The sequence below is a fragment of the Kordia antarctica genome (assembly GCF_009901525.1).
Taxonomy (GTDB): domain Bacteria; phylum Bacteroidota; class Bacteroidia; order Flavobacteriales; family Flavobacteriaceae; genus Kordia; species Kordia antarctica.
Map to the genome: position 1 here is coordinate 1,336,865 of NZ_CP019288.1, position 13,542 is coordinate 1,350,406.

11 protein-coding genes are annotated in these 13,542 nt (G+C 27.2%); 9 read left to right on the forward strand and 2 right to left on the reverse strand.

Going from position 1 to position 13,542, the window contains the following annotated elements:
- Positions 1-24: 24 nt before the first annotated feature.
- The 3 genes from IMCC3317_RS05425 to IMCC3317_RS05435 all read left to right on the forward strand — a co-directional run bounded on the left by IMCC3317_RS05425 (position 25) and on the right by IMCC3317_RS05435 (position 2,270).
- Entirely contained in the window at positions 25-204 is a 180-nt protein-coding gene (locus IMCC3317_RS05425) for a hypothetical protein (RefSeq protein ID WP_160128494.1), read from the forward strand.
- A gap of 268 nt (positions 205-472) precedes the next feature.
- Entirely contained in the window at positions 473-1,792 is a 1,320-nt protein-coding gene (locus IMCC3317_RS05430; protein ID WP_160128495.1) for a tyrosine-type recombinase/integrase, read from the forward strand.
- Between the two features lie 283 nt (positions 1,793-2,075).
- On the forward strand, positions 2,076-2,270 hold the full coding sequence (locus IMCC3317_RS05435) for a hypothetical protein (RefSeq protein WP_160128496.1): 195 nt from the start codon (positions 2,076-2,078) through the stop codon (positions 2,268-2,270).
- 622 nt (positions 2,271-2,892) lie between these two features.
- Here the strand turns inward: IMCC3317_RS05435 and IMCC3317_RS05440 are convergent.
- Together IMCC3317_RS05440 and IMCC3317_RS05445 are read right to left on the reverse strand one after the other, a co-directional pair.
- Positions 2,893-7,698 carry an NACHT domain-containing protein gene (locus IMCC3317_RS05440; protein WP_160128497.1) on the reverse strand — a complete coding sequence of 1,602 codons (4,806 nt, stop codon included), beginning with the start codon at positions 7,696-7,698 and terminating at the stop codon, positions 2,893-2,895.
- Between the two features lies 1 nt (position 7,699).
- Positions 7,700-7,969: a hypothetical protein gene (locus tag IMCC3317_RS05445; protein WP_160128498.1), complete on the reverse strand. Its 270-nt coding sequence runs from the start codon at positions 7,967-7,969 to the stop codon at positions 7,700-7,702.
- Between the two features lie 400 nt (positions 7,970-8,369).
- Between IMCC3317_RS05445 and IMCC3317_RS05450 the strand changes: the two genes are divergently transcribed.
- From IMCC3317_RS05450 to IMCC3317_RS05475, 6 genes are read left to right on the forward strand one after another with little or no spacing between them, the layout of a single operon-like run.
- Positions 8,370-8,852: a hypothetical protein gene (locus IMCC3317_RS05450; RefSeq protein WP_160128499.1), complete on the forward strand. Its 483-nt coding sequence runs from the start codon at positions 8,370-8,372 to the stop codon at positions 8,850-8,852.
- A 15-nt stretch (positions 8,853-8,867) separates the two neighbouring features.
- Positions 8,868-9,548: a hypothetical protein gene (locus IMCC3317_RS05455; RefSeq protein WP_160128500.1), complete on the forward strand. Its 681-nt coding sequence runs from the start codon at positions 8,868-8,870 to the stop codon at positions 9,546-9,548.
- Positions 9,548-10,273: an ABC transporter ATP-binding protein gene (locus IMCC3317_RS05460; RefSeq protein WP_160128501.1), complete on the forward strand. Its 726-nt coding sequence runs from the start codon at positions 9,548-9,550 to the stop codon at positions 10,271-10,273. The genes IMCC3317_RS05455 and IMCC3317_RS05460 overlap by 1 nt, the downstream gene beginning before the upstream one ends.
- The gene (locus IMCC3317_RS05465; protein WP_160128502.1) at positions 10,266-11,474 is read left to right on the forward strand and encodes a hypothetical protein; all 1,209 of its coding nucleotides are present in this window, start codon (positions 10,266-10,268) and stop codon (positions 11,472-11,474) included. Before IMCC3317_RS05460 ends, IMCC3317_RS05465 begins: the two co-directional genes overlap by 8 nt.
- Positions 11,475-11,481: 7 nt before the next feature.
- Positions 11,482-12,465 (forward strand): ABC transporter substrate-binding protein, encoded by a 984-nt coding sequence (locus IMCC3317_RS05470; protein WP_160128503.1) that lies wholly within the window; start codon positions 11,482-11,484, stop codon positions 12,463-12,465.
- A complete protein-coding gene (locus tag IMCC3317_RS05475) occupies positions 12,455-13,204 on the forward strand; it encodes an ABC transporter permease (protein WP_160128504.1) in 750 nt (249 codons plus the stop codon). The genes IMCC3317_RS05470 and IMCC3317_RS05475 overlap by 11 nt, the downstream gene beginning before the upstream one ends.
- Positions 13,205-13,542 lie beyond the last annotated feature (338 nt).

Genomic DNA, 13,542 nt, shown 5'->3' on the forward strand with positions numbered 1-13,542 from the left:
TTTGTATCATCAAATCCCCTTTTTATGACTCATAAGAACGCATATTGGTTTAAGTACAGAAAACCATATAAAGGCGATAGTTATGTAGCTGTCGCATCTGAAACACTTGATGAAGCTTTTAAAATGATTATGGTACAATATGATGTGCCAAATGAAGATGTTTTTTATCTGAATAGAGAGTTGGAAGTTTTGCTGCCTTTTTAAAAATCCAAATAGCAATATTTTTTTCGTTATATTTGAATAATTATAACACAAAAGTGGTTTTTAAAACGAGTATACAAACGAGTATACTTTATCTAAAATATAGCGGTTTTAAAAATGTAAGTTACTGAAAATCAAGTGTTACAATTTTCAGCTTGCATATTCATAACCCGGAGGTCACGAGTTCAATTCTCGTTCTCGCTACAAAGACAAAAAACTATGTTTTGTCAACGTTTATAAGGTTTTTCATCATTTGGAAAACCTTTTTTTTATGTCTAAATTACAAGTTCTTTTAACAAACGCATATAGAAACGCATATACTTTGAGTAAGAATCTATACACAGAACCGAAAATTTATGATGCAGATGGCGATCTTTCCAAACGTTGGTATGTGTACTACTACTATCGGAATCCTGTAACAGAAAAATTAGTCTTACAACCACCTTTATACATGGGAGTCAACAGGTTAAAGACGAAAAAAGAACGTACAGAAATGCTCATCATTAATAGAATAGCATTACATGAATTGTTGAAAAAAGGGTATAATCCATACGAAACTTATAAGGAAACTGATAAACGTATTGAACAACAGAAAAAACCAGCAGAAGGTATTGAAATAGACAGTCAACGAAAAAATTATACCGTAAAAGAAGCCTTATTTTTCGCTTTAAAGCAGCGAAAACCACATTGGAAAAAGAAAACTGCTGGAACAATGGTCGGTCATTTTAATAGATTTATTGAATGGTTAACGATTAATAAGTTAATTGATAAGAATATTTCGGAACTAAAAAAACGTGATGTTTCCACATTTTTAAATTCTTTAACCAAGCTTCAAACAAAAAAACAAAAGCAATTAAGAGAAGAACTTGTTCCTGTAAGTCCAAAAACACGGAATAATTTTAGAGCAACACTATCTACCCTATTTGCTCAATTGGAAGAAGATGAAATTATAGAGCGTAATTTTATTACGCAAATTAAGATAAATAAGAGTACGCCAAAGAAAAATAAACCTTTTTCAAAAGAACAAATTATTGATATTCGAGAATATTTGGACAAAAATGATCCGTATTTGCGAACTTTCATTCAATTTATGTCGTATGCCTTTTTGAGAAACGTAGAAGTTTGTCGTTTGCAAGTAAAAGATATCGATTTAGCCTCAAAACGATTGTACGTTCGTTCAAAAACAGCTCCACTTGCCATAGTTCCGATTATTGGCGAATTAGAAACAGTTTTAAGAGATATGAAACTTGAAAACTACGCTCCTACCGATTTTGTAATTACTCGTTTTGAAAAGCCTGCAAATTGGGATATTGATGAAAATAATAAGACCAACTATTTTTCTAAAAAGTTTAAACTTATTAAACGAATTCTAGGCTATTCAGATGATTATTCATTGTATTCGGTTCGACATACAGCAGCGACAAATATTTACAATTCATTGTTAGCAGAAGGAAAAAGTGAAGAAGGTGCTTTGATGCACTTGATGTCAATCACTAGACACAGATCAAAAGCAGGATTGAAAAATTACTTGCGCGAGATTGGTGCAACACTTCCTAAAGACTATTCAGATATGTATACTATTGATTTTTAGAAAAATCTATTGAGAACTGCAACTATGAAATTTAGATTTTCATAGTTGCATTATTTTTTTTACATTTACAACTACACACGAAATGTGTGAGTGACTAAATTTCCCTTTTATAGAATTAACATCCCCGTAATTCTATATACTTAAATTTTTATTAAAGATTATGACATGTGTATAACTACACATGAAAAATTGATATGTCTGTATTTAAGATATGTTCTATTAAATCATCAAATAAAAATTGAAGTAATTATTTCAAAAGAACATTTTTGTTTGATGATTTAGTATGAAAGCGGAAACTGCATATAACGTAATAAAAGCATTGTCTCAGGACGAACTGCTTCGGCTATATGAGTTTTTAGGTGTAGAAATAAAAAATATGCCTAAAAAGCTTTCAAAAAGACAAACGAAAAAAGAAAAAATTATTGAAGCCATGGAAAAAATATTAGTAGCGCATTTTAGCGAACGTAGATTGCCTTGATAATTTTTATACCTAAACAAAGTGCAGATACTTTATCTTTCAACACTTTTCCAACAAAAAATCAACGGAAAATCAACACTTTTCAATGGGAATCAATAAAGCTTTGTGTATAAGATCAACTGTTTATCAATAAAGATTGGATGTAAATCAACTAGAATCAACCTAAATCAATTCTTTTCAACTGAAATCAATAAAGGTTTATTAGATCAACTTTTTATCAATGAAGATTGGATGCAAATCAACTACTTGCAACAAAGAATCAATAGTTTTCAATGAGATCAACACTTTATCAACATAAAATCAACTAGAATCAACCTAAATCAGCTCACTTCAACTGAAATCAATATTTTCAACGAATAGCAAAAAAAAGTTGACACTAAATTTAGATAGAATACAAATGAAGAAATAATAAGTTAATAATAATTAGAAAGCGCAACTAAGAGAATTAATTAAACCTTTAAATCATAGAACCAAAACAGAATTTATACTAAAATTGATGTTTACGTTCAACTTTTCAAAAATTAAAAATTTTCATAACTACACAACTACAATTAAATAATATAATAGAATCAATATTTAAAAAGTAGTTGTTGAAGTTGTGAAATCGAATTTAACAAGCTAATTATTGATTAATAATATGTGTTAGTGATTGATATTTATTCTCTATTATATTATAGCCTATTATCAAATTGGACTTATTACAGTTTGACTTTTCACACAACCAATCATTTAGTTTATCCGATTTATAGTTTACTTCTTTCAAAATTGAAAAGTATAATACAATCATAAAATTAGATTTTTCTTTTAAAAGAGAGTCCAATATTTGATCTTGAATTTCAATTTCTTCATTAATTTTATACATCAGAGGATTTATAAGATGTGGTTGATGCACAAAGACATCTTCATTACTGTTTTCAATTCTTTTTAAAAGCGATATAACACCATCATTACTATATCTTGAGAACATTAAGAGATAAATAATTCCTCTGTCATCAATATTTAACTCATCATTTTTATCTTTTTTATAATAAATATCTATTATTGGGTCTTTGTTCCAACCAATAAGTAACGCTGATAAACATACTTTTTCATTCAGGTTTATATTTTCAATTAATAAATTTTTAATTGACTCATTGCCTGCATATGTTTTTCCAATTTTAGATCCTACAACAAATGAATAGAAATCCCTCTTTTTCTCTCCTTTAATTATATCGATAACTACTTTATCAGTAAAAGAATGATTTGGGTATTCGTCTAATAGAAAATTAACGTAGCTAAAAGTATTTATGATATCATCATTTTTTTGAACAAATTTAAAGATGTAGGGTTTTGAAATGAATTTATCCGAATGGTGTCTTATCAATAGTTTGTACAAGTTATCTTCTTCTCTAACTGATCTAAGAATATTTTTGTTTGACTCTAATTGAAAAATTTTAGAAAAGTGTTCAAAATGGATATCTAAATATTTAAAATATTCATCTTTTAATCCAAAAGCTCTATCAGTATCATAAAAATTAAATCTGTACTTAATGCCTTTTTCATTTCTCATCCTAAAATAGTTGTCTAATTCATTAAGAGAAACATATCCTAGTAAGCCAATAGCTACATCTACCTCTCTAAATCCATCTGGAAATAAAGTTAATTTTTCGGCTTTCTCTAATGCAATATCTAAGCTATTTCTTTTGTAAAAATTATAAGCTAACAGAGTCTTACAATCTGAATCTGATTCTAATTCAAAATTTTGAATTACATGATTATATTTTTCATGATTACAAATTTCTTTAATAATACTTTTTCTATTATTATCAGGAAGAGGTCGGCTTTTCTTTAAGATGGAATGTATTATTTTTTTATCAATAGTTTTTGAGCTTATTAATTGATTGAAAAAGCGATGAGATTGATCTATGTACTTATTAATTAGATTTTGAACATCAATGTTGTCAGGAAAGAATTTAGTTAAATCCTCAAAAGCCGTCCAAAAAGGTTGAAAAATTTGAGTTTTACTAAACTTTTCTAATCTGTTATTAATAAATTTTTTAAGTAGCTTTTTTTCAAAATATTCTCTATCAAACTCAATTAATGGCTTTAGTGCACGTTCACTAAAATAATAATCACCAAATAGTATTTTTTCACAGAGTTTAATGCCTTCATTTTTATTTAAAATTTTTGGTGTTAAAATACAAAGAGACCCATCTAATTTTTCATCGTTCAGAAACCCTTTAATTAAGTCTTTAACTTCATTATCATCTTTCCAATTTTCAAGTAATACATATGCTAGCCAATAATCAATTCTTTCATTTTTTTTGATATAATCAATTATATATCTTTTTAACCTTGAGTCCTTTGAAATTAGACATAAAAGAGATTTTTCTCTGCTAAGAAATTTTTCATTTTCTCGATTTAATCTCTCTACAATAGCATTTGTTATTATTTTATTCTCTTTGAAATAAAATCCAATATGTTCTATTATTCTATGTCCATTATCTATTATCGAAAATAAATTTTCGTTTGATACAATTTCAGATGCAAGTCTATTAATAACATTATTGTCTTTATTGAAGTTATGAAATAACAACATCCATGCATCTGATAATGATATTTCAGAATTAAAATCTCTTTCGTTATTTATTATTTCGATACATTTTTCTTTTAACTTTTTTGAATTTTTCCAACCATTTGTAAACAGCCAAAATATTTCATCTTCAAGCTCATAAGTGTTTATTTTTTTATTGATACTAAATAAAAGCTCTAAATCATCATCACTTTGAACTCCTAAAAAGACTTTAGTAGAAATAATCATATATGCTATTTCACTATGTAGGCATTCAGAATAATCTTTTATTATTTTGTGTAAAATCGTTTTATCTACATAATCATTTAATAAGCTATTTATTGCATAAGCTCTTGTATATAGATTGGTGGAATTATAAGATAAATGAATCAATCTATTAATAAGATCTTCATTCTTACAGGCTTTTTGGAGTATTTTAGAAGCATTAAGTTTATCTTTTACATATCCATTTAATAAATGGTCAAATAAGAAGTCTATAACTATCTTATCGCTTTCTAAACCTTCAATATTTGCAAGAGGAGTTACTCTATAATCTTGGTAATTAAAACTATTTGGGACGTAAGTATCCACAAAATTTATGTACTCACTATTCAATTTAGGATTAGATATTCCTAATAAAATTATATTTAGTAGAATATCTTTTTTAGAATGTATTTGTTCTAGCTTGAATTTAGAGTTAATATCTTCAAAGTTTGCCCTAGACACTTCTAAAGGACAATTTTTATTTGATAGTGCTATTTTATAAGCCAATAGCTCATTTTTAGTTTTTACAATTTCAATATAATTTTTGAATTGATTTTTACTCACAATATGATTGAAGAAGAAAATAATACTTTGTTCCCATTGTAAATTGTCTGAGAACTCAAGCAAAACTTTTTCAATAGTATCATTTTTTGACAAATGATTTGCCGTTAAAAACTCCTGAAACTGTCTGTGAATGAAGGCTAATTCGTCATTCGATTTTTCAACTAAAATACCAATATGATTAACACCAAACTCTGTAAATTTATTTGCTATCCTAATTTTCTTCTCATTAGGATAACCTAATTCATTATCTAAAAAGGATTTAACTACGTTTTTGACTTCTGTTTTAGTCAAGACACCATCAAATGATTTTCTTTGAAATTCAAAAGCCACAATAGAAAATATATCCTTCCAGTAATCTCTTAGTTCGGATAAAGAAGATTCTATTTCTGCACTTGCGCTATTGATTCTTTTCTGATAATGTTTGTTAATTAAATGCTCAGTTATTTCATTGTAGGCAGAAAACTTATCTTTTGGCAGCGCAAGGTTTTTAAGCTTCTGAACCAGTAGAATATTAAGTAATAACGGTGTTTCTGCTAAATCTTTTAAGTCATTAGCTTTAGATAATTCATTTATAAAATCATCAACCTCTCTAGTTACTGTATTTTTATCTGAATATTTCTGCTCAAGCCATTTTCTAACGATATTTTTTTGTTGTTCAATAGATAAAGGCGCAATGTTTAGGATAGTTAATTTAGGAATGTAACCTTTTAAAATTTTATAGCCATAAGGACGACTAGATAATATCAACTTTATACCATCATTTTCTTTGTAAATATTTAATTTATCAAGTGCGATTTCCGCTATTTCAATTGAAGTGTACTCATCAATTCCATCAACGACTATTAAGAGTCTCTTGTCTTTAAATGCTAGCTGAACTAATTCATATAGACTCTGTTTGTCATAACTCGAAAACCACAAATCAAGAACATCTAATAAACTTCTGTCTCTGTTTTCTTTTAGTTTACTGGTCAGATATGCAAAAGGTATATAAACAGGAATAAAATTACCAAATTTAGAACATAATAAATCTGATGAGTTAGATGTGTCGTTTAATAAGTTTAAAATTAAAAACCTTAAAAAAGTACTTTTACCATATCCAGCTTCACCAATTATTAATGAGTTATGGTCAATTTCGGCATCTAATCTTGATCGTAATATTTTCTTTTGGATGTTTTCTTTTTGCTTAGGTTTTAGCTTTTTTATAGTTTCAAACCCATAATCATCTAATATTAAATCAAAAGGAAGATTAATATAACTTTCATCAATGTTCGTTTCTCTATTACTATCATCATCCTTTTCTTCTAGCAAGAAATTTTCAATTTTAGAACTTTTAAATACATCGAGCATCACAAACCTATCCTCTATTTTTAAATTACTATCTTCTAATGAGGGTAATCCTTTATCAAAAGTGTTAAAAACGTGAGAGTAGAAAGTGCCTAATTTTTCTTTGTATTCAGCTATCTGATTTGCATCTAAGCGATCTTTAAAATTTTCATGATGTTTGTTGTACAATTCTTCTCCACAAAAGTCTATACACCATTGTTTTCCAAAAAAGTCATATACTACTCTTGGATGATTTTTTAGAATCCTATTCAAATAAGATGAATCCCATCTTATTACTTCTATACCTTCATTTTTGAAATTATCTTTTATAGATTCATATTGAGTTTGTAATTTAGTGTCTGAAAATTCAGCGCTTGTACACAAAATAAATTTCTTGGATGTAGCAAACCAATCACCTTTTTTGAAATCATTAAAGATTTCTATCAGTTTTTTTGGAGAAATTTTTTTATACCTTTTGCACTGATAAGTATTGTATGAATCAATATCATTACGAGCATATATATCTATTCCCTCTTGCTTTTGTCCTTTTCTTCCTAAAATATCACATTCAGAAATTGAAAAACCATCAATAACCTCTACTAATTTTAGGCATAACCTTTCAAAATTCTCCCAAGTCATTTCTTTGATAGGTAAACTTGAAGTATTAGCTTTTATAGCTGGTTTGTATTTTTGATCAGGTAAACAATGTATGTAGTCAATTCTCATATTAAATGTTTCTATAATAATTTAATCCAGCTATGAAACAATTTGGAAACTCATTATCTATTCTAACAAATTTCGGAAAAAATTTATCATTTATTTTAGGAAATTCAAGTAAATCAAATTGATTATGTTGATCTATGTATTCAAATAAAAATTTACCTTCTATATCTTCCAAATTCCTTTTTGCAATGTCTCTAAAGGTATCTATCATATTTTTAATCAAAATATCTTGTTCATTTCCATAACTGTTGTGATTAATGTGAATATCTGCCATGATTTTATTGTCTTGATAAAGTTTTATGTAATAGATTCAGTTTTTTATGTCAGTAATTTATGATATTTTGTTGTAAAAAATATCTTTTTCATAATTATTTTCGAAAAATATTAATGACGATTGCGATAAAAATAATTACCTGTATTCTAATATAGAATTCTATTAATTAATAAGATATTAAAATATGCTTAAGTAAGTCGATAATTGAGTTAAGGTTCAATAAAGCTTAAACTACACTGAGATAATTTTTAATTTATTAATTAGGAAAAATTAGACTATGATTCTTAAAAAAAGAAAATAAAAACTTCAAATTGAGGAAAACCGTAAGGTTATAATTACAAAATATAGTAGCTTTACAAGTCGAAAAACTTAAAACTTATCGTTAACGGATAATTACAAGATGAATAAGGAACGATTTTTAGATATAGTGACCGCCATATATATGTATTATCAACATCAAAATATATTATTTATTCCAAGCACACTGGATCTTAACGAGCAGATTGAAGCAAATTGTTGGGTAATTTGTCATTCAAACTACTTATTAAGCAAAGAAGATTTTGCTTATTCAATGTATAATATTTCCCTTTGTGTAAATTCTCATTTATCTACTTTTTCAAGAACTTCTTATGCTTTAGAAAAAGTAGGACATAATCATGATCTAGGAGAAAATATTTCTATTTTTTTTCTTCCTAAATTTTCATTGAATGAAAAAGGAGTAAATATTTCAAAAGCAAATATTTTAAGTGACGTGGGTTGCGATAAAAATCAATACAATTATTATGGAATTGTTGCCGCTCCTAAAACTAGTGTTTCAGATTATTTAGTAAGAGATTTTAACTCACATGGAATAGAATTATTTCCCTTAAGTAGAATATATTAAAAATGATAAAATAAAATGAACGGAATAGAAAAAACTCAACCTAATATATTTCATATTCATATTGATGCTTTAGAAATGAGCAAAGAGCTATATGATTATGTCACTAAAGAATTAAGATTTTATGATTCAGATTTTAATGGGCATCCTGAAGGTTATGTTCATTTTGAACCCAAAAGACACATGACTTTAAAACTTGATACAAAAGAAGAATATATAGAAGTTTGGAAAAAGTTAGAATCTTACACAAAAGCTAAAGATTTGAAAGGATATCTCGAAGCTGAATACATACCGATTGATGACTTTATTCCGTATAATGAGTATAGAGATATTCCTGTTCCTTTTAAAATAAAAAGAAGAAGGTTAACTGGTGAAAAGAATGAAGAATTCAGGCAAACTGAAATTCATTTGACAATGGATAAAGACAAATCACATCCAGATTTATTGAAAAAATTATTAGATTCTGGGCTTTATGGAGCATACCTTCCTAAAGATAGAGGTACATTTTTAGTACTTACAATTCAAGGATTTGTGAAAGATATTGTTCAATTATGTTCGGTTTTAAAAAAATATATTGAACAAAGCGGTGGTGCATATTCTTGTACAATTAAAGAGGAAAGAGCTATAAATTACAAACTATACGGCATTAACGAAACTCAGCTTCCAGAAATAGCAGAAGAAATAAACTATTTGACTTAATGAAAATATTAGAATTCATATCAGTTAACAAGACTTATCAAAATAATTCAGTTTTAGAAAATGCTAATTTTCATATAAATAAGGGTGAGTTTGCTGTTATTGTAGGTACTAATGGAAGTGGGAAGTCAAGTATTCTAAATGCAATAGCAGAAATAATAAAAATTGATAGTGGTTTAATAAAAAGAGGCGTTCTTAAAAATGAAATTTCTTATGTGCGTCAAGATTACAGAGGTAATCTGTTACCGTGGAAAAACACTTTTCAAAATATTTGTTTGCCGTTGATTATTAAAGGAGAAAACAAGAGCAATTATGAAGAAAAAGTAAACGATACATTTAAACAATTTGATATTGATTTAGATTTAAAAAAATATCCTTATCAACTAAGTGGTGGTCAACAACAGCAAGTAGCTATTGTTAGAGGTGTTATAAATAATCCTAAATTATTATTACTTGATGAACCTTTTGCTTCTTTAGACTTCGGTATTAAAAGAGAGGTCTCTAAACATATTTTAAGTTATTGGAAAAAATCAAGTTTAACAGTTATATTAGTTACACATGATATTGATGAAGCGATTTTTTTAGCTGATAGAGTACTCGTTATTAATAATAAGAAAATTGAAAGTATAAAAGTTAATTTGGATAGACCAAGAAAAATTGATTTACTAGCAAGTGTTGAGTTTGGAAAAATTAAATCTAATATTTTTAAACTTTTGAGGTATGTCTAATAATATTATAGGAAATACTGTTGATTTCTTAAGAGCTCAAGATTCTATTCCTTCAAAAGTGAAAGATACTGTCATCAAGTTGGCAGATATGAAGGAAGAAATAATAAAAAGTTCAGAACAAACAGGAAATTTATATAATAGTATAGCTATTTCAGATTGGCTTGGTTATCTTCTTAGTTTCATATTCACATTATTTATGGGTGGCATAGCCATTTATATTTCAAGAAAACAACATAAAAAAACTTCAGAACAGAGTGATTCTATATCGTCTTTAGTAAATAAAAATGAAGAGTCATTAAATAAACTTGAAGAATTTGAAAAAAGTATACATAGTGAGGTTGTTAGATTGATAGACATCAATAGGCAGTTCAAAGAATTTTTCCCTGAAATTATAAACGAGATCAAGAATTTGTGTCTTGAAGCTCAAAACCCTTCTTATGAGTCAGAGTTTTTTATAATGAATAGAACTTCGTCATTTGGAAAAATCCATACGTTTAATCCATCATTTATAAGTCACTATAATATAAAAAACCCTAGAATATCTTCAGGTAATAAAGATATTTTAAAAAAATTATATAAAACTAGTGCCAATGATATTAATCATATAAGAGATGAGTCAGAGAGGTCTCGTATAATATTTACCAAAGATATAAAGGAGTTATCTAATCAAATTAAAAATTGTGGAGAACTTTTAAAGGATAAATTTAAACTAATCGTACTAAATGGTGAAAATAATGATCTCTACGATAATTTCATTAAAGATTATTTAGGTAGAGTCAATGAAAAAATAGATGAAAAGAAAAAAAAGAGTCTTATCTACTATACTAAAGATTCGAGAGTATACTCAAGAAAAGGTGGTATGCCAATAAAAAAATTTCAAAGTAAAAAAGAGCTTGAAGACAAAATTACTGAATCTGTAACTAAATCTCACAATGAGTTGATAAATGAGATAAATCAATATAGAAATGGTGAAAAAATAAATGGTAAATGGTTAGAACTTAGTTCATACATTCCAATGCAAATTTATTTATTAAAAAACACAAAAAATAATATTGACGAATATAAAACTTTCATAATCAACGCTATGAATACAAATATGGATTTCGATAAAGATCGAGAGATAGATGGAATTTATTCTAATGAAAAGAGTATTTATAGCGTATTCGAAACATTATTTAGCCAAACTTTTAAAGACAAATAAAAAGTATATGAAAAAAATAATCGTAATTACAATTTCATGCATCATATTGTATAGTTGTAAACAAAAACAAAAAACAGTTAATCTAACAAGCCCTAAAACAGCTTTCTCAATGCTTACTATTATTGCAGATCAGAAAGGTTTTTTTAAAAAACAAGATATCGACGTCAATATTAATTATGTAAAGACAGGAAAAATAGCTTTAGATGATCTTTTAGGTGGAAATGCAGATTTTGCAAATATTGTAGAAACAAATGTAGCATTCGCAGGTTTTCTCAATGCAAATATTGAGGTGTATTGTAATATTGAAAAAGTATATGATGCTGGAATTGTTGCTAGGGTAGATAAAGGAATTAATACACCCAAAGATTTGAACGGCAAAAAAATTGGTGTACTATTGGCAACTACTTCTCAAGTATATGCGGATCGCTTTTTAGAGAAGCATGGAATAAGTAAAGATTCTGTTGAATTGGTAAACCTACTTCCACCAGCGATGCAATCAGCAATAATAGAAGGCAGTGGAGTCGATGCGATTAGTATTTGGCAACCATACATATACAATGTGCAAAAAGCATTAGGAAATGAAAATCAAGTAACTTTTAATGATACTGAGATTTTCACAGGATATATGACGCTATCAGGTAACAAAAAATTTGCGAATGAAAACCCTGAAATAACAGAAAAACTAATTAAGGCATATATAGAAGCTGAAGAATATGTTAAAAATAATGAGAAAGAAGCTAAAACGCTCATTTCTTCGTTTCTAAATTTACCATTAGAAACATTAGAAAATATATGGAAACAGTATGATTTGTCTATTTCACTTGATCAAAAATTGATTGATGATACAAAAGCAGAAGGAGAATGGATTATAAAAACCATTGATTCATATAAAAATAAATCGTTACCTAACTATTCTCAATTTTTTAATTCAACATACTTAGAAAAAGTATCACCTAATAAGGTGAAAATTTTAGAAGCTATTGAAAACTAAAAAACACATATATTCGTTTATAGGTATATTCTCATTTATTTCCTTTTGGAGTTTATTGAAGGTAGTAATATTTCCAAACGCTATTTTTTTATCTTCACCAATTGATACTTTTCAACGGTTGTGGGAATTAATTCTTAGCGAAGGTTTATTAAATGATTTTTTAGCAACGCTATATAAATTTTCGATGGGTTTTGGCTTTGCTGTTGTAGTAGGCATTCCAATTGGTTTATTTTTAGGAATAAATAAAAGAGTCTATCAATCCGTAGAATTACTTTTAGATTTTTTTAGGTCTATCCCTGTAACTACACTTTTCCCATTATTTATATTATTTTTTGGAATAAGTTCATTGACCATCATTTCAATGGTAAGTGTATCATGTTTATTTGTTATAATTTTAAATACTTCCTATGGTGTATTTTACACTAAAGAAAGTCATATTTCTTATTTGAAATCTATCGGAGCTAATAAATTTCAAATTTTTAAACATGTAGTTTTACCGTCATCTCTCCCTTTTATCTTTATAGGGCTAAGAGTTTCTGTTTCCTTTGCTTTAATTGTTGTAATTGTTGCTGAAATGTTTATTGGGGCAAATAAGGGGTTAGGTATAAGAGTTTATGAGGCACATGAAACATACTTGATTTCTGATGTGTATGCGATAATAATTTTTGTTGGTTTATTAGGTTATTTCTTAAATAGAATATTCATTGTGTTAGAAAAGAAAATAATACATTGGGAATAATATAACATTACATCATCATTGAAGAAAAACAAAAGTTCATAAATTCAGGAAAGAGATAGGTAAATTAAAATGAATTACTTTTAACTAAAATACAATGATTTGCAATAAAAAACACCAAGCTAACAATTCTTTTCAATGTAAATCAACTGTTTATTAAAATAATTATGTAATCAGTCAGAAATTAACCCTTGTCAATCAAAAATCAATACTTTTTTAAGTATAGATCAACGGAAATCAACTCAAATCAACAGTTTTCAACAAGATGCAACAAGGAATATTGAAGAAGCAACAAAACGTGTATTTCAAGCTACATAAAAGATGTTGCAACTGCAACAAAA

Bases quoted from the DNA above. Each gene is read 5' to 3' on its own strand.
- IMCC3317_RS05425 (WP_160128494.1), top strand. From the start codon at position 25: ATGACTCATAAGAACGCATATTGGTTTAAGTACAGAAAACCATATAAA.
- IMCC3317_RS05430 (WP_160128495.1), top strand. From the start codon at position 473: ATGTCTAAATTACAAGTTCTTTTAACAAACGCATATAGAAACGCATAT.
- IMCC3317_RS05435 (WP_160128496.1), top strand. From the start codon at position 2,076: ATGAAAGCGGAAACTGCATATAACGTAATAAAAGCATTGTCTCAGGAC.
- IMCC3317_RS05440 (WP_160128497.1), bottom strand. From the start codon at position 7,698: ATGAGAATTGACTACATACATTGTTTACCTGATCAAAAATACAAACCA.
- IMCC3317_RS05445 (WP_160128498.1), bottom strand. From the start codon at position 7,969: ATGGCAGATATTCACATTAATCACAACAGTTATGGAAATGAACAAGAT.
- IMCC3317_RS05450 (WP_160128499.1), top strand. From the start codon at position 8,370: ATGAATAAGGAACGATTTTTAGATATAGTGACCGCCATATATATGTAT.
- IMCC3317_RS05455 (WP_160128500.1), top strand. From the start codon at position 8,868: ATGAACGGAATAGAAAAAACTCAACCTAATATATTTCATATTCATATT.
- IMCC3317_RS05460 (WP_160128501.1), top strand. From the start codon at position 9,548: ATGAAAATATTAGAATTCATATCAGTTAACAAGACTTATCAAAATAAT.
- IMCC3317_RS05465 (WP_160128502.1), top strand. From the start codon at position 10,266: ATGTCTAATAATATTATAGGAAATACTGTTGATTTCTTAAGAGCTCAA.
- IMCC3317_RS05470 (WP_160128503.1), top strand. From the start codon at position 11,482: ATGAAAAAAATAATCGTAATTACAATTTCATGCATCATATTGTATAGT.